Annotated in this window: 3 protein-coding genes; all 3 read left to right on the top strand. The window is 35.8% G+C overall.

The genetic code is table 11. From position 1 onward, the window contains the following. The coding region (locus Z054_RS29030) for an SDR family NAD(P)-dependent oxidoreductase (protein WP_024772260.1) at window positions 1–4839 on the top strand (4839 nt) is incomplete at its 5' end. 23 nt (window positions 4840–4862) lie between these two features. After that, window positions 4863–6113: a hypothetical protein gene (locus Z054_RS0122365; RefSeq protein ID WP_024772259.1), complete on the top strand. Its 1251-nt coding sequence runs from the start codon at window positions 4863–4865 to the stop codon at window positions 6111–6113. A gap of 65 nt (window positions 6114–6178) precedes the next feature. Further along, a complete protein-coding gene (locus tag Z054_RS30495; RefSeq protein ID WP_024772258.1) occupies window positions 6179–20071 on the top strand; it encodes an SDR family NAD(P)-dependent oxidoreductase in 13893 nt (4630 codons plus the stop codon). The last annotated feature ends 111 nt before the right edge of the window (window positions 20072–20182 follow it).

The raw sequence follows: 20182 nt of genomic DNA, 5'->3' as shown, positions 1-20182 counted from the left end.
AATCGTATCAACTTGCCATTGTATCCATTTGCAAGAGAACGATACTGGATTGAAAGAACACTTGGTAATGATAAAAAAGAGAAAGAAAAGGCTTTAGAAATACTTCATCCATTAGTGCATAAGAATACTTCGGACCTTCATCAGCAAAGCTATATCACCATATTTGATGGTGAAGAATTTTTTATCAAAGAGAATAAGATTCATGACAATAAAGTCCTACCAGGATTAGCTTGTTTGGAAATGGCTCGCGCTGCTATGATATTGGCTAATGCCCCGCAGAATGAATCTTCGATAATTGAATTACACCATATTTCCTGTACAAAACCAATTGTGGTTGAGGAAACAAAGGAAGTTGAAATAGCCTTATTTGCAAGGGAAGGAGAAGATCGTATAAATGAACGAATAGATATTGAAATTTATAATGCTGAAGAAGAACAGGAAGTATATTTTCAGGGACAAGTCACTTATAGCCATCAAAATAAAACCGCTAAACTGGATATTTCCCAGCTCAAGGATGAAATGAAACAGATTCCTTCGAAATCCAATGATATCTATGCAAAATTATCTCAAATAGGACATATCTATGGTTCTGATCTTCAGGGAATCTCAACTATTTATCGAGGAGATAATCAATTATTAGCAGAAGTAAGTATACCACTTCTAGAAGAAAATGATCAGAATGGATTTATACTCAACCCTACGATCATGGAAGGAGTGATGCAGGCATGTATCGGTTTAATTACAGATATAGAATCTATAAGCCAACCATTATTCTTGGCTTCGTTAGATACTGTACGTATCGTATCTGCTTGTACTAAGGAAATGAATATCTGGGTACGCATTAAGGATATGAAAGAAACTAACCCTATACTAGATATTGATCTTATAGACCAACAAGGGAATATTTGTATGGAAATGAGAGGATTATCTTTACAAAATTTTAGTGTAGATACTAATACTTCAGAAAATGTAGAAAAAGCAGTTGATGTATATCAAGACAAGTATAGTGATACTGCCCTACAGTCAGAAGAAGCTTCTAAGGAATTATTTTTCAAGGAGTATTGGCAAGATCAACCTCTTACTTTCGATACTTCATTATCCGATAGCAAGCTGCTTATCATTTTTGCAGATAAAGAGTTTAAAGAGAGTATCATAAATAGCGATAATACTGGCCAGTTTGCTAAAGCAATTTTTGTATTTCAAGAACAGAAATACAAAAAGGTCACAGACAAAATTTATCACTGTCGTCCCAATAATGTGTCAGATATTCAAAAAGTACTTAAAGGTATAAACGATAAAAGTAATAAGCCTGTTGGACTAATATATACTTGGGCAAAAAATAATAAGGAAAAAGGTATTCATGTATTGTTTAATGTATTTAAAGCTATTAAAAGATTTGACAATCCTGTTGATGTTACATTAGTAGGTAATTATGATCCGTCATCTATAAACACATGTTGGGATTATTCATGGGTTGGCTTTGAACGATCTTTAAAACTAGTACTGCCCAATGTGAGGATATCATTACTTTATTCCAATTCATCAGTATACACCCCTCAGCAATTATTGGATGCAGTACAACACCCAGGAGTAATTTGGTATAAAGATCAGCAAAGGTTTGAACTGTCATACAAACCATTTGATCTTAATAACACAGTAAAAACGCCAGTACTCAGAAAGAATGGAAGCTATTTAATTACAGGAGGTACCGGAAAGCTAGGATTCAAATTAGCACGTTATTTAGCCAAGGAATATCAAGCAAAACTACTACTACTTGGTAGGAGACCATTAACCTCTGATATTAAGGAAAAGATCGATAAGTTAAAACAGGAAGGAGCTCAGGAAGTTCACTATCAGTCTGTTGATATAAGTGATAGAAAGGCAATAACATCTTGGGCAAAAAAACTCCCTTTTAATCTATCAGGAATTATTCATGCAGCGGGAGTTGAAGGTTCTGAGGTTTTCTATGAAAAAACAACAAAAAGCATCAATGAAGTGCTTCAACCTAAATCCAAGGGCATAATAGTATTAGATGAAATACTAAATAAACAACCTCTGGATTTTGTGTGTTATTTTTCATCATCAGCTGCTATGTTGGGTGATTTTGGATCTTGTGATTATGCCGTAGCTAATCGTTTTCTAATGGCTTATGCCAATTACCGTGAACAGAAAACTCAAAATAATGGAAAATCCATTGTTATAAACTGGCCTTTTTGGAAAGACGGAGGTATGGGTAAAGGCGATTTTGAGCAAGCTGCCTTTTATCTAAAAAGCAGTGGTCAGGAGGTACTCGAAACATCAGAAGGAATAACAATATGGAATGATATCATCCAATCCAATCAAACACAAATACTGGTGCTCAAAGGTAAACCTAGCCGTGTTGAACAATTTTTACATCGTGCCTATACAACTGAACAACTGAGTCAATCACAATCGAATGTTGAAAACCAACGCTCCCACATGAGTAAAGGATGGAAAATACAATATCAGGACTTCTCTCTAAAAGAATGTGTCTATTCTGATCTGATCAAGCTTGTATCCTTAAGTTTGAAAATACCTTCAGAGAAACTAGATGGAGTAACCAATCTGGCGGATTACGGTTTTGATTCTATCAGTTTGACAACATTTGCCAAAGAACTAAGAGGATATTTCTTTATTACTATAACCCCCGCGGTATTTTATAACTATTCTACTATTGAGAAATTAAGCGATTACTTCGTAGAGGATTATCATAAACACTTAGAAGAATTTTATAGTAAATCACAGAGTAAAGTGATGGAGAGAGAACGGGTAGCAGTGAAAAAACCTGTGTTAAATAAAACATCAATCCGAAAACGCTTCTTACAAACTAAATCCAAAGATACTTCAACCTTTTCGAGTTTGGATCAGGAACCTATTGCCATTATCGGTATGTCAGGACGTTTCCCCGGCGCAGATACAACAGATCAACTATGGGAAATGTTAGAAAAAGGAGAGAGTGGTATTAGTGAAGTTCCTTTATCACGTTGGGACTGGCGCGATTATTTCTCAAAACCAGGCGATTCAGATAATAAAATCAGTACTAATAAAGGAGGTTTTATTAACAATGTGGATGAATTCGATCCTTTGTTTTTTGAAATAACACCCAAAGAAGCGGAAGCCATGGATCCCGGTCAAAGAATGCTTTTAATTGAAGCGTATAAAGCGATCGAAGATGCTCAAATTGACCCATCATCGTTACGAGGAACTCCCGTTGGTGTTTTTGCAGGAATGGAAGAAAGCCAATATAGTTCACTTACTTCGGATGAACAGGGAGTTGGGAATAGTGGTAATGCCATGATATCTTCCAGGCTGTCATACTACCTCGACTTACAGGGCCCTACAATTGCGACCAATACAGCCTGTTCTTCAGGATTGGTAGCCATGCATCAGGCAATCATGAGTTTACGAAACAGAGAATGCGAATCAGCATTAATTGCCGGTATCTCTTCTTTGATTTTATCACCTAAATTCTATGTTAAGATGAGCCAGGCAGGAATGCTTTCGGAAGATGGTCAATGCTATAGCTTTGCTAAAAAAGCCAATGGTATTGGTGCTAGTGAAGCTATTGTAGTGCTAATGCTAAAACCTCTGTCAGCAGCTATTGAAGCAGGCAATCCTATTTATGGAACGATCAAAGCCAGTGGTATTAACTTTGACGGAAAAACCAATGGAGTTACTGCACCTAGTGGCAAAAGCCAAGAGGAATTAATTAAAAATATCTATACTAATTATAATATCAATCCCCGGGACATCTCGCATATTATTGCTCATGGCACTGGAACAAAATTGGGTGATCCAATTGAACTTAATGCATTAAATGACGCTTTTAAAAAACTGATTAAAGAACAACCGCATTCAAAACAAACCATTAATTGCGCCATAACAAGTTGTAAAAGTAACTTAGGTCATACAATGGCCGCTTCGGGATTGGTAAGTGTAGTCAGCCTATTAAAAGGACTGCAGCATAATAAAATACCCGCTACTATTAACTGTGAGGATGAAAATGATTATATAAACTGGGAGAACAGTCCATTTTATATCAATAAGATGACCAAGAAATGGGAAAAAGAACAAGGTAAATCTCGTGTGGGAGGCATAAGTTCTTTTGGTCGTAGTGGTACTAATGCTCATGTAGTCATTGAAGAGTATAAAACACCAACAGCTCCTAAATTTTCTTCTGTCACACATCCTGAAGATGATACACAAGCCATGATTGTTCTATCAGCCAAAACAGAGGAGCAATTACTACACAAAGTTAGTGACCTGTTAACTTTAATAAAAAACCCTGATCACGCTATTGATTTACTTTCTATAGCCTACTCCTTACAAGTAACCCGAGAAGTTATGGAGGCGCGTTTAGGGTTTATTGTGAGCTCTGTTGAGGAGTTAGTAGATAAACTAGAGGCATACCTAAATTCAGAAAGAAATATTGAAGGCTTTTATAAAGGAGAAGCAAAACACTATGATACCTCAATATCCATATTTAATTCAGATACCGATTTACAGGAAACTATTGATAAATGGATAGCAAATAAAAAACTTTCGAAGTTACTCGAGTTATGGGTTAAAGGCCTTAAAATAAACTGGAACAAGCTTTATGGAGAAGTTAAACCTAAATGCATCAGCTTACCCAAATATCCATTTGCCAAGGAACGATATTGGATCAAAAAGGAAAAATCGAAACAAGTCATTGAAAATAGACCTGTAGAGGTTAACAATAATTATGAAATCATAGAAGATCTTGTCAATCAGATAGAAAGTGAATCCATTGCAACAGATCAGGCCATTGGCTTACTGAAGAAATATAGCACATATTAATAAATACTTAAGATAAATTGATTATGCAAAGTATAAATGAAACCGTCATTCCTTTATTAAAAGAAGAATCATCTACCATAATAAAAGGTGAAAATGGAATAACCACAATAACCTTTTATCGAGGTGATCAAACGCACGCATCTAGTGCTCTACGCGCCCGACTAAAAGAAATTATTGATGATAACCCTTGGTTGGCTGGACGATTAGTAAAAAACAAGAAACATAAAAATTTACAACTCTCATACCCTTCTGGACCTATACCAGATGATGTAATAGAACGTATTTTTCTTGATAACCCTTCTCATATCAAAATTGGATCTAATACAAAATATGAGGAATTATTTAAAGTATCCAAACCTGCCATAGTGAAAAAGGGAGTGCAATTAATTAATAAAACAGATCCCGTAACCAAATTGACCATTGTTCCTGACCTGCATTCTCAGGGAAAAGGATTTGCTCTTGTTTTTTCAATTTCTCATGTGGTAGCTGATGGGTATACGTACTATAAAATTTTTAACCAATTGTTTACTGATAAACCTGTGGAACGTTTGGCAGCACAACGAAATCAAAAAGCTGCTGATAGGGTGACTGAAGTTGTAGGTCAGAAATCATTTAAGTTTTTTCATTCTGCACCATTTATTTTAAACTTAGTGAAAGGAGCCATATTTGGTAAAAAGACAAAATGCTATGGATTTTATGTAGAACCCAAAAAAATCGATACCGCCAAAAATCAAGTTAAGGAAAATTCAACATCAGGGGTAGATTATGTTTCAACCAATGATATCCTTACTTCAAGCTTTGCAAAGGTAACTAATTCACGTATTTGCATTATGGCAGTTAATTTGAGGAGCTGGATCAAAGATATTGGTAGTGATGATGCAGGAAATTATGCAGGAAATTATGCAGGAGGACTTCTATTCGATAATGATACAGGTCATCATCCAGTTAATATTCGCAAGGCTTTTCAATCAGGGTTACCTGTTCCGACTACAGCAAAGCCCTTACCTAAATTTGGTGAAGCACTGCAATGTAAGCTTGGTTTGATCAGTAGTTGGGCCGATTTTCAAGAAAGCCATGATTTGGAAAAATGCGAACAGTTATTTCATATTCCTTTATATGAAGCCAAGAAAGCTTTTCCATTAGACTCTGCAGTAGTTTTCAAAGCCAAACCAGAACAATTTGGAATTATATATTTTTCAAAAACAGTAGAACGAAATAAATTTTTGTCGGATTGTGAAATTGATGATACCATCTCATCAAAAATTTTCGATTAAAAAAAGGCGAGTAAGCCTTTTTTACAGCATTATCTTAAAACCTTTTAATCAATAGCAGTACTATAATGATTGATTTCATAGAATATGTAGTTTTAGAATTGAAGAGCAAGAGACTTTCAAAAGCAAACGCTCTAGATCTTATTAAGCAATTTAGTCACCGTACACTAACCCATACCAACAGAGATGTCATACATCCCTTGTTACACAAGAATACATCCGATTTAAGTCAGCAAAGTTTTAGTACAACATTTAATGGGGAAGAGTTCTTTCTGAAAGATCATGAGGTAAAAGGACAAAAGGTTTTACCTGGAGTTGCTTATTTGGAAATGGCTCGAATGGCCTTTAGAAAAGCCTTATCCCTTCAGGAAGAATCAATTGTTGAATTACGCAATATTATATGGGCTCAACCGATTATAGTTCAGGAACCTAAAGAGATCACTATTGCTTTATTTGCTGATGAAACTGAAATAGATAATGGACAGATAAATTACGAAATTTATAGTACCGAACTAGAAACAGAAGAAGGTGTCAAAGAAACGATTCATTGCCAAGGTCAAGCGGTCTATATCAATAATTCAAAGCCTGTACAACTCGATATTGATAAGCTCAAAATAGAAATGCAACAGGGAAAGATAGAGTCAAAGTCTATCTATGCAACTTATTCTAAATTAGGTCTAAATTATGGAGCTACTTATCAGGGTATAAAAACGATATTTCAAGGTGATGGACAATTACTGGCAGAATTAAACTTACAAAAGGTTATTGGATCAGACCTTGATGAGTATACTTTACATCCTGGTTTGATGGATAGTGCGTTGCAGTCTGCTATTGGTTTATTTGGGAGTTTGGACCAGATACCCAGTAAGCCATCATTACCATTTGCTCTGGAGTCATTAAAGGTTTTTTCGAGTTGTACTAAAGAAATGTTTGCTTGGGTTAGATATGCAAAAGGAAATAAACCTACCGATAAAGTTACCAAGCTAGATATAGATCTGTGTAATCAGGAAGGTGTGGTTGCCATACAAATGAGAGGATTTTCTTCACGATTACTTAATGAAGATTCGGTGACCAGAGAAACGATTGTAACAGAAAAAGGAGTCTTGTTTGCGGCCCCTGTTTGGCAAGAGACAAATGATATAAAGCCTTTCAGCGAAAATGGAATAGATGTATTGAAACAACGATATGTTTTTCTATGTGAAATTCCTCAGATAAATACAAAACAATTGGAATCTCTTCTTGCTTCCAGTAAAGTGATGCATTTGCAAAATACTCAGCAAAAAAATATAGCAGAGCGATTTAGTGAATATGCGCGAATTTGCTTTGAACAGATCCGTGTTATACTGAAAGATAAACCTCAAGAAAAAGTGTTTATCCAAATTGTTACGACCAATAATAGTGAACAATCTATATTTACAGGTCTTTCTGCATTGATTAAAACCGCTACTCTGGAAAACCCTCAGTTAACAGGCCAGGTTATTGTTACTCATCCAGATATAACAGCAAAAGAACTGACAGTACAACTTCAGGAAAATCAAAACAAAACACAGGATACGATTATAAAATATGAGCAAGGTACACGACATATTTTGGGTTGGAAAAAAATACCAGTAATACCTAATAAACCCAGGATTGTTTTTAAGGATAATGGTGTCTATCTCATTACGGCAGGACTGGGAAATCTGGGTATAGTGTTTGCGAAGGAAATTTTGAAACAAACCCTGAATGCCAAAATCATTTTGACGGGCAGATCAAAGCTTACAGAAGAAAAACAAACCCTTATTGATGAAATAGGCGGTAAGGTTGACCAACTCACTTATAAGCAATTGGATATCACAGATTATGATAAAGTGAAACAGGTCATTGTTTCAATAAAAAAAGAGCATAAAGGTGTTCATGGTATCATTCACAGTGCTGGAATGGTTTCGGATAACTTTATTCTTAAAAAAACACCTGAAGAGTTTAGTAAGGTTCTTGATCCTAAAGTTTTGGGTACGTATAATCTGGATGAAGCCAGTAAAAATATTGATCTTGATTTCTTAGTTTTATTCTCATCAATCTCATCTATAACCGGAAATAGTGGCCAGGCTGATTATGCAACGGCTAATAGTTTTATGGATCAGTTTGCTGTTTATCGTAATCAATTGGTCGAAGTTAAACAAAGATTAGGGAAAACTATCGCTGTTAACTGGCCTTTATGGCAAGAAGGAGGGATGAAAATTGATCAGTTGAAACAGGAAATGTTACTGCAGAGTACGGGTATGCACCCAATGAGTACAGAGACAGGAGTACATGCATTTCATAGAAGTTTAGAACTAGCTCATGACCAATTACTTGTTGCAGAAGGTGATTTAAAACAATTGAATCAGGTATTATTTATTAATAACACTTCTGAAATCCCATCTTCACATAGTATTACCCGGGAGAAAAAAGAATCAGTTGTTGAAATAGATAAAGGAAACCTGGAAGAGAAAACCCAGAATTATATCAAAAAACAACTTTCTGAATTGTTCAAGCTTCCATCTCATAAGATTGACCCACTTGCTCCTTTAGAAAAATATGGTATAGATTCTATTCTGGCAATGAACCTAACCAATCAATTAGAAAAAACTTTTGGTTCTCTGCCAAAAACACTCTTTTTTGAATATCAAACAATTCAAGAACTTACGGATTACTTTATAAAATCATATTCGAAGAAACTGACTACACTCTTTGCTTCTTCACTAGAAAAAGATAGTTCGAAAAATAAAGATATTTCCATCACCTCACCTGTTAAAACTCAATCAGAACAGACTCATTTCAGAACCATTAGACGTCAAAGGAAGATTGAGGTTTCTGTAGATAAAAAAAATAATATCGATACAGACACTATTGCAATTATTGGTTTGAGTGGTCGCTATCCAAAAGCAACTAATATTGAAGCGTACTGGAATAACTTACGTGATGGTAAAGACTGTATTACTGAAGTACTAAAGAACCGTTGGGACTGGCATGAATATTATAGTCCAGATCGTAATAAAAGCGGGTATCATTATAGCAAATGGGGAGGATTTATTGATGGTGTTGACGAATTTGATCCTTTGTTTTTTAATATTTCACCTCTGGAAGCAGAGATACTGGATCCCCAAGAACGTTTGTTTTTACAACATGCATGGATGGCTATAGAAGATTCAGGGTACTCCAAGGCGGGTCTACAAATACCGCACAAATTTGGACAGGCAGGACAAGTCGGTGTGTATGCTGGAGTTATGTACAGTGAATATCAACTTTATGGTATTGAAGCCAGTAAGAGAGGGCAACGAATAGGAGTTCCCGGGAGTTATGCCAGTATAGCAAACAGAGTCTCTTATATGTTAGATCTTCATGGACCTAGTATGACGGTCGATTCTATGTGTTCCTCATCCTTAACGGCTATTCATTTAGCATGCCAGGATTTAAAACAAGGGCGAACCAGTTTGGGAATTGCAGGAGGAGTGAATGTTAGTATTCATCCCAACAAATATATGGTAATTAGTGCAGGGCAATATATTTCAAGTGATGGACATTGCCAAAGCTTTGGAGAAGGGGGAGAGGGCTATATCCCGGGTGAAGGTGTAGGTGTGGTTGTATTGAAAAGATTATCTGAAGCCGAAAGAGATGGGGATCATATCTACGGCATTATTAAAGGTAGTACTCTTAATCATGGAGGAAAAACTAATGGTTATAGTGTACCTAATCCAAAGGCACAATCTAATCTTATTAGTAATATATTAAAAGAAACAGAGACAGATCCTAGACATATAAGTTATATTGAAGCACACGGAACAGGAACTAAACTAGGCGATCCTATTGAAATATCAGCCTTAAATAAGGCATTTAAACAAAGTACATCAGATACAGGATTTTGCTTACTTGGCTCTGCTAAATCCAATATAGGTCATTGTGAGTCGGCAGCTGGTATTGCAGGACTAACCAAAGTATTGCTGCAATTAAAACATAGAGAAATAGTTCCATCTCTGCATTCAAAAAACTTAAACCCTAATATAGATTTTGAGAAGACCCCGTTTATTGTCAACCAAACATTAAAAGCGTGGGAACAACCCATAATTGATGGTGTCCCACAACCTCGGATAGCTGGCGTTTCATCTTTTGGTGCTGGAGGAGCAAATGCACATATTATTGTTCAGGAATATGTAGCACCCGAAAAGGTAAGTCAATCCAGAATCTCTACTGATTCGGATTCAAAAGCTATCATTCCTTTATCAGCTAGAACACCAGATCAACTTAAACAAAAAGCTCTTGATCTTCTCGATTTCCTTCAGAAAGAAAAAACAAAAAAACAAGAACAGGCTATTGAATCGATTGACCTTACCGAAATGGCATACACGCTACAGGTAGGAAGAGAAACAATGGATATGCGACTTGGCTTTATGGTAAGTTCGGTTGATGATTTGATCCAAAAGCTTGAAGCATATATTAATGGTGAAAAGGATATTGAGGATACATATCAAGAGTATACAAACAAGGATAAAGACACTTTATTGGTATTTAATGCAGATGTAGATTTTGAGCAAACTGTTGATAAATGGATAGCCCGGAGGAAATTATCTAAACTTCTGGATTTGTGGGTTAAAGGCTTGAATTTGGATTGGAATAAATTCTATGGAGAGCATAAACCTAAACGTATAAGTTTGCCTGTATACCCTTTTTCTAAGGATAAATATTGGATTGATGTAAAAATGGATAATCAAAGTACGGTTGATGGAAAAATCACATCGATATTGCATCCTTTACTACATAGTAATACTTCAGACCTTAGCAAACAGAGCTATAGCTCTATCTTTAGTGGCGAAGAGTTTTTTCTTGCAGATCATCAGGTAAAAATTAAAGAAGATGAGATCAGCAAGGTATTACCAGCAGTAGCTTACCTTGAAATGGCACGGGTGGCAGTAGAGAAAGCCACTCCTGTTAAAACAAGATCAGGTATTCTGGAACTTCATAACACCGCATGGGCTCAACCACTCGTGGTAGAGAAAGATAAGCAGGTAGAAATAGCTTTGTTTATTAAAGGAGAAAACCAGATTGATTATGAAATTTATAGTAAGGATAATGAGGAGGAAATTATTCACTGTCAGGGAGTTGCTAATTACAGTGCTTATCTTTTACCTGAAAAATTAAATATAGAGCAACTCAAAGGACAAATGAATAGAGGCAGCATAGAAGCGGCTACCTTATATTCAATATTTAAATCTATGGGACTTGTTTATGGTTCTGCCTATCAAGGGATCACTAAGGTTTATCAAGGAGAAAAACAGCTCTTGGCACAATTGAGTCTACCATCAGTTGTTAAAACAAACCAAAAAGACTACTTGTTGCATCCGAGTTTGATGGATAGTGGTTTACAAGCTGCTTTTGGTCTGATAGATGATTTGACTACGATTCCTTCACAACCTTCGGTACCCTTTGCTTTGGAGACTATACGAATACTATCTGCTGTTACAGAAGACATGCTTGCTTGGGTTCGTTACTCAGAAGGAAGTCTACCTACCGATGCTATTACCAAACTGGATATTGATATATGTGATCAAGAGGGGAATATATGTGTGCAAATGAAAAGATTGTCTTCCAGACAATTAAAAGAAGACACCATTGGTTTAAAAAATAAGGATATAGGCACTTTAATGGCTAAGCCTTTATGGAAGAGCTGTGAAATAGCTCATATACCAGAAACTACCGAAGCTAAATTTGATGAGAAACATGTTATTTTGTGTGAAATATCTGACGCAGAAGCAAGTCAGCTTGAAACATTAATTCACAATAGCCATTGTATACAACTTGAAGCCTCGGAAAAAAATATAGCAGAACGTTATAACAACTATGCATTGACTTGTTTTGAACATGTTCAGAAAATAATAAAGAATAAACCCAAAGAAAAGGTTCTTATCCAAATTGTAGTTGCCGATAACAAGGAACAGGTACTTTTTTCAGGGTTATCAGGATTACTAAAAACTGCAGCTCAGGAAAATCCAATGCTAACTGGTCAAATTATCCTCACAAAATCAGGTATACATACAAAAGACCTGGTAGGTCAACTACAGAAAGCAGCAACTCTACCAGAAGAATCTATTATAAAATATGAAAACAACACTTCATATATTTTACAATGGGGCGAAGTAAAAGCAAATCAAGAGAACACTAAACCTGTATTCAAAAATCAAGGCGTTTATTTGATTACAGGAGGCCTTGGTGCTTTGGGGGTTTTGTTTACCAAGGAAATTTTACAACAAGCCAAAGAGGTAAAGGTCATAGTAACCGGGCGCTCTGAACTAACAGAGGAAAAGCAGATCATTTTAAATGAACTGAACTCGGGTACTGGTCGGGTTGAATATCAACAGCTAGATCTTAATGATCTGAATCAAGTGGAAAAACTTATAGCTACGATTGAAAAGAAAAACGGGAAACTTAACGGTATAATTCATAGTGCCGGTATGATATCAGATAACTTTATTCTGAAGAAAACCAGTGCTGAATTTACTAAGGTATTAGCACCCAAAGTTACCGGAACGTACAATCTGGATCTGGCTAGTAAAAATATTAATCTTGATTTCTTAGTATTGTTTTCATCATTATCAGGTGCGATGGGTAATCTAGGACAGTCGGATTATGCAACAGCTAATGCCTTTATGGACCAATTTGCGAGTTACCGTAACCAATTGGCAGATCAAAAATTAAGACAAGGGCATACCCTTTCTATCAATTGGCCTTTGTGGGAGGGAGGAAACTTGAGTATTGCTCAGAAAAATATTGAAATGCTCCAGCAAGCAACGGGAATATCCCCTATGCAAACTTCATCAGGTATCAAGGCATTATATAGTAGTATGACCTTACAGGATAATCAAGTTTTGATTATGGAAGGAAATATTCAGAAAATGCGCTCAATCTTACTTTCTAATCAAGCTCATAAGGTAGAACATAGACCAGAAGTTACAACTATAAAGAACATGGAGTCCTCACAAACTCCTATAGTAGATTCAAATATCCTTTTAGATAAAACCATAAGCTATCTTCGAAAACTGTTTGCAGAGGTTTTAAAAATTAAGATTCAGGAACTTGATCCAAAAGCACCATTAGAGAATTATGGTATCGATTCTATACTCGCTATGAGATTGACCAATATACTTGAAAAAACTTTTGGCTCTCTTTCTAAAACCTTGTTTTTTGAATATCAGACTATAAAAACCTTAGCAGGATTTTTTGCCGAAACATATCCCAAAATTATTCAGGAACGTGAAGGGACTCAACAAACAATATCTTCATCGATAGAATTACCCAAGGATACAATTAAGAAACAATCACTGACTTCTGCAATGTATTCAAGTAATCGTTTCTTTAATAATGAGATCAACGTTCAGAGAGAAGTTGCGATTGTAGGACTAGGCGGTAAATACCCGTTAGCAGAGAATCCTGAAGAATTTTGGGAAAACCTCAAAAATGGTCGGGATTGTATTACACAAATTCCAGAAGGACGTTGGGATACAGATCGTTTTTTTGATCCTAAACGTAATCAAGTTGGAAAAAGCTATAGTAAATGGGGAGGGTTTATTTCTGATGTTGATAAATTCGATCCGTTGTTTTTTAATATATCACCTAAAGAGGCTGAATTAATTGACCCTCAGGAACGACTTTTTGTCGAAACTGCATGGCAAACCATTGAGGATGCTGGTTATAGTAAAGAAAATATCTCAACACTAGGACGAGTTGGTGTGTATGTTGGAGTTATGTATGGACAGTATCAACTTTATGGGGCAGAAGCTATGTTGGCAGGTAATGCTGTTGTTCCAGGTTCGTCTTATGCATCAATCGCAAATAGAGTTTCTTACTTCTTAGATCTGCATGGGCCCAGTATTGCTCTAGATACTATGTGTTCGTCATCTTTAACGGCCATTCATCAGGCTTGTGAAGAAATACGGAAAGGTGAAATAGAAGCAGCTATTGCCGGAGGCGTTAATGTTTCTATACATCCTCATAAATATCTCATGCTAAGTCAGGGTAATTTTGCAGCCAGTGATGGCAGGTGCAGAAGTTTTGGAGAAGGTGGAGATGGATATGTTGCAGGAGAAGGTGTAGGAGCTGTTTTGTTAAAATCTCTTGATAAAGCGATCGAAGACGGTGATCATATATATGGTATAGTGAAATCCAGTGTAATTAACCATGGAGGAAAAACTAACGGTTATTCTGTTCCAAACCCTAATGCACAAGGGGATTTGATTCGGGAATCACTTAAAAAAGCTAAAGTTGATCCTTCAACATTGGGTTATATCGAAACTCATGGTACAGGTACAGCTTTGGGAGATCCTATCGAAATTACCGGATTAAATAAAGCTTTTGGAGAATCAATTTCACAAAAACAAGTATGTCCAATAGGCTCTGTTAAATCAAACATAGGACATCTGGAATCTGCAGCGGGAATAGCTGCGGTTACAAAGGTATTACTGCAGTTGAAACATAAAAAACTAGTTCCTTCTTTACATGCAACTACATTAAATCCTAATATCAATTTTAAAGAGTCACCTTTTTATGTGCAGCAAGAATTAGTGCCCTGGAAAGATCATGAAGAACATCCCAGACGAGCTAGTATAAGTTCTTTTGGTGCAGGAGGTTCGAATGCACACCTTATTATAGAAGAATATAAAAACAGTAACGACAAGAAAACTGAATCTTACTACAATGGACCTCAATCGTTTGTTCTCTCTTCGAGAGATAAAAATACACTTTTAAAGTATGTCAAGAAGATGACAGGTTTTCTTAGAAGAAACAAAGATATTGAACTAGAGGAGTTAGTATATACCTCCCAGGTAGGAAGGACACCAATGAATGAGCGTCTTGTGATCGTAACGACTAATGTAGATGAACTTGTCGGGAAACTGAATCAATGGGCATCAATACACGAAGTAGAAGATCATACAATATTAAAAAGAGATGCAAATGAGTTGGAAGGCGTATTTTATGGAAACATTAAGAAAGCTTCTTCCGATACCATTGCCTTATTGGAAGGAGAAGAAGGTAAAGCTTATTTAAAGGTGATTATGGAGGCCCGTAATCAGGAAAAATTGGCTAAACTATGGATATCAGGTGCTGATATTGATTGGTCTCTGTTCTATCAGAATGTTCGCCCAAAGCGTATTTCTCTTCCCACATATCCTTTTGCTAAAGAGCGATATTGGATTACTAAACCTGCATTTTCTATGCCTGTCATTCCACAAGGAATGCAAGAAAACAATGCAGAGGATACATCTGAAGAGGAGAAAAAGAAATTACACTATTGCACCAAATGGATTGAACAAAATCTTGATGTATCTGAAGAAAAATCTCCCAAAAATGGTTTGGTACTGATTCTGGATACCTCAGAAGAACTGTTTCTTACTCTAAAAAAACAATCACATCAATATCCAGAAGGGAATTCATATATATTGTTAAAACCAGGATCTGCTTTTGAAGAAATAGAGCCATCTGTTTTTACTATTGACTTTCAGAAGGAAAAACATTTTAAACAACTGGCAGAACACCTTAGTGTAAAAGATCAGCTTCCTTATCGAATTATTCATCAGGGATTAGAGCCGGATAGTTTAGATGAAAAAGAAAACATTACTCATCAGCTCAATTATAGTATTTATACCCTTTTTAATCTATGCAAGGCTTTAATAGAACAAAAACATCAAATCCCGCTTCAGATTTTGTCAATTTTCTCGGGTACTACAAATTTAACTGTTCCATACAATGCTGCACTAGGAAGCTTTTTCAAAACCTTAACTCTAGAGAATCCTTACTTTAAAGGAAAGATTGTTGAAGTTAAGGATAGTAAGCAGGTTACTATGGTAGAAAAGGTTCGTATTATTAGGGATGAATTCAGTGATGAAAACTGGAGGAAGAATGAAATTCGTTATACATTCCTAAAAGATAAACAAACCTATGTTCGTTATGTCAAGGAACTGACCCAATTTACCAATATTGAGAAAAATATAGATCGTTTACCATTAAAACAGAACGGTGTTTATATTGTATCAGGAGGTTTAGGTGGGCTAGGTCTTATTTTTAGTGAGTATCTGGTTAAAAATTACCAGAGTAATCTGGTTCTTTTTGGGAGATCTCCCCTTAAAGCTGCACAAAAGAAAAAAATTGATATACTTAAATCTTATGGATCCAAAATCTTATACGTGCAAGCTGATGTATCAAAATTAGAAGATGTGGAGGCCATTGTAAAAACGGCAAAGACAAATTTTTCACAGATCAACGGAGTGATTCATGGTGCAGGAATTAACCGGGATTCGTTTATTCTCAAGAAATCTAAAGAAGAGATAGACGAAGTATTAGCTCCCAAAATTTACGGAACAATTAATTTAGACCTAGCTACGAGAGATGAAAATTTGGATGTCTTTATCATGTTTTCTTCAATCGCAGGTGTATTAGGCAATATAGGACAATCCGATTATGCCTATGGCAATCATTATCTCAATTCATTTGCTGAAAACAGGGAAGCCTTGGTAAAAGAACAAAAACGTTGTGGTAAAACACTAGCAATTAACTGGCCTTATTGGGAAGAAGGAGGAATGCATATTTCTGATGAAGAAGTTACTTTGATCCAAAAAGAAACAGGTCTTTGCCCTATATCTATAGAAGAAGGAGTACAATTTCTAGAAGAATTTTTATTATCTGATGTATCTCAGGGTATTCCACTATATGGTTTCCCATCCAGAATCAAAACTTACATTGATCGAACTGCTAAAAAAGTTGAAAAAAACAAGCAGATCCAAGGTAATATAATAGATGCTGATATCCTTCTTGAAAAAACAGAAGAGTATCTTAAAAGGCTTATTGGAAATGAGATTAAACTTGATCCCAATCGAATTGATCCTGAAGAACATTTTGAATCCTTTGGTATTGATTCTATAAGTATTAACCAGATAAATTTAAATCTTGAAAGAGACTTAGGAGATTTGCCAAAAACTTTGTTTTATGAATATTCTACTATAGGAGAATTGGCTGTATATCTGATTCAGGAAGAACAGGAAACGTTAATCCAATTCCTAAATATAGAAGGTTCGATAAACTTATCAAGTAATCAAGTTAAACCACAGTATGAAACAGAAATCCAAAGAGAACATATAAAAGAAAGCAAACAGCAAACAAAGGATGCAATTGATGAACCAATTACTTATAAGGATTCAGAATCAATTGCCATTATTGGAGTGCATGGAAGCTACCCTCAATCTGAAAATTTGGATTCATATTGGGAAAGTCTGAAACAAGGAAAAGATTTAACGGACTTAGTACCTAAAAGTCGATGGGATTTTGAAGAATTTTATGATGAAGATCCAGAGAAAGCAGCAGAAGGAAAAATTTATGGCAAGTGGGGAGGTTTTATAAGTGATGTTGACAAGTTTGATCCTCAATTTTTCAATATTACTCAGGAAGAAGCCAGGATAATGGATCCGCAAGAGCGACTTTTTTTACAATCTGTTTGGGCTACCATAGAAGATGCAGGATATACAAAAGATAGTCTTAAAAAACGATATCCTAAAGCCAAAAGCGCTAATGTAGGAGTTTTTGTAGGCGTTACAACAAATACCTATAACCTGTTGGCGTCTGAAGAATGGAGTAAAGGAAATACAGTTCCTAGTGCCCACCCCTGGTCGATTGCTAACCGCATATCTTACCTATTTGATTTTAACGGACCTAGTATGCCTGTTGATACAGCCTGTTCATCTTCTTCAGTGGCGATACACCTTGCATGTGAAAGTCTAAAAAAACAAGAATGTAAGGTTGCTGTTGCTGGCGGTGTAAACTTATATTTACATCCATCTAAATATCATTCACTATGTAAGAATCGAATGATATCCCTAGGAGGAAAATGCCATAGTTACGGTAAAGGTGATGATGGTTTTGTTCCTGGTGAAGGGGTAGGATCGGTTCTACTAAAACCACTCAGTAAAGCCATAGAGGATGGAGATCACATATATGGTGTACTGGCAGGAAGTGCGTTTGATCATAGTGGCAGATCCAATGGATATTCTGCTCCTAATCCTAATGCTCAGGCAAATTTGATAGAGCATACCCTTCAAAAGGCTCAAATCCATCCGGAAACCATCAGTTATATAGAAGGGCATGGTACAGGTACACAGCTGGGAGATAGCCTTGAAATTGTGGCTTTAACGAACGCATTTCAAAAACAAACTATAAAAAAACAAGTTACCGCTATTGGATCAGTTAAATCCAATATTGGGCACCCTGAGTCAGCAGCAGGAATTGCAGGAGTAGCAAAAGTACTGCTGCAAATGAAACATCAACAGTTAGTGCCTACAATTAATTCTGATGAAATAAATCCAAATATTAATTTCAAAGAATCACCATTCTATCTTCAACATAAACTGACTTCATGGGAATCTCCCTCGGGTAACCCTCGTAGAGCACTTATAAACTCGTTTGGGGCAGGAGGAGTGAATGCATGTTTAATACTAGAAGAATATAGGAACGTAAAAGCTGAAGAGGTATATCCAAAAGAGGGGCCACATCTTATAATATTTTCTGCAAAAAATGATGAACGCCTTAGAGAATATGCAAATCGGTTACTCAATTATATAGAAAAAGAAAAACAAGTGAACCTTGCGGATCTATCTTTTACCTTACAGGTTGGTCGGGAAGTGATGTCAGAAAGGTTGGCGATTGTTGCTTCAAATAGAGAAGAACTTATAATTCGGTTGAAAGATTGGGAACAACAAAACGAGTCTGACCATATTTTTAGAGGTAAGCCGAATCCTAAACGAGGAAGAAAGAAAATGCTCAATAACGAACAGGAACTTCGTTCTCTTTTTGAGGCAGGTGATCTGGATAAACTCGCGCAATTATGGGTTACCGGAGTTGAAATGGATTGGGAAAGGTTATATCCTCAGGATAAACCCAATCGGATACCACTACCTACTTATCCTTTTGCCAAAGAAAGGTATTGGGTATCGGATCGAGTAATTGAAGAAAAGAGAACGGTAACCAAACCCATAGGTGCTCAACTACATCCCTTGATTTCATATAATTCATCTACATTAAGAGAAGTTCGTTTTAGTTCATGGTTATCCGATAAGGAGTTTTATGCATCGGATCATCAGGTTAATAAAGAGAAAATCTTTCCAGGTTCAGGGTTTATTGAAATTGCAAATATTTCAGGAAACCTCGCAGGAGAACAAAAGGTTAGCAAGATTAAAGATATTGTGTGGGCTCACCCATTAAGTTTTAAGAAAGGCTCACAGTTTATTAATACATCATTAAAACCTAATGGTATAGGTACTGAATTTAAAATTACTTCACTTGATGATGAAAATGAACAAATAATTCATTCTGAAGGGAAGTTGTTTTTCCAAAACGGTAATAAACATTCAGCAGATATTGAAAAAATTCCAATACAAAAGCTTAAGGAACAGTGTTCTGAGCCTCAGGATGGTTCATACTACTATGATATCTTTAACCAGGTAGGTTTTAATTATGGCTTAGCATTTAAAACTATTCAGGAATTTTATATCAACGAATCCTTTGCTTTATCTAGGTTGAAATTAACAGATCATTTATTAATCGATTCTGATCGATTCATTCTCCATCCTTGTATTGTCGACGGTGCTTTACAAACTGTTGCTGGATTGATTGGGCAGATGGAATCAGCAACTCCACATGTACCATTTGCTATTGATGAAATAGAAATATTTCGTTCATTACCTCATACCTGTTATGCTTATGTGGAACACGTAGAGGAAGGAGTTCGGTCTCCGGCAAGTATTAAAAAATTCAATATAAAAATTATCAATGAAGCAGGAGGTGTTTTAGTTAGGATTAAAAACTTTTATGTAAGAGCATTTAATAAGGTTGATGCTGATCAGGATAATCTACATACCGATCAAGTTATAGAATCTAATAGTATGGCTTTCGAAGTAAGCTCATAATATGGATGAGTTATGATTTCAACAAAAATCATATTTCAAAATCATAAAACTGTTGTAATAAGAAAAACACAAAAGGTACCCAAGTCACACAAAGGGTTTCTTTTAATAAAC

It is taken from the genome of Aquimarina macrocephali JAMB N27, assembly GCF_000520995.1.
GTDB lineage: Bacteria > Bacteroidota > Bacteroidia > Flavobacteriales > Flavobacteriaceae > Aquimarina > Aquimarina macrocephali.
The sequence above is the reverse complement of the archived record's forward strand: the minus strand, read 5'-3'. Positions and strand labels throughout refer to the sequence as shown.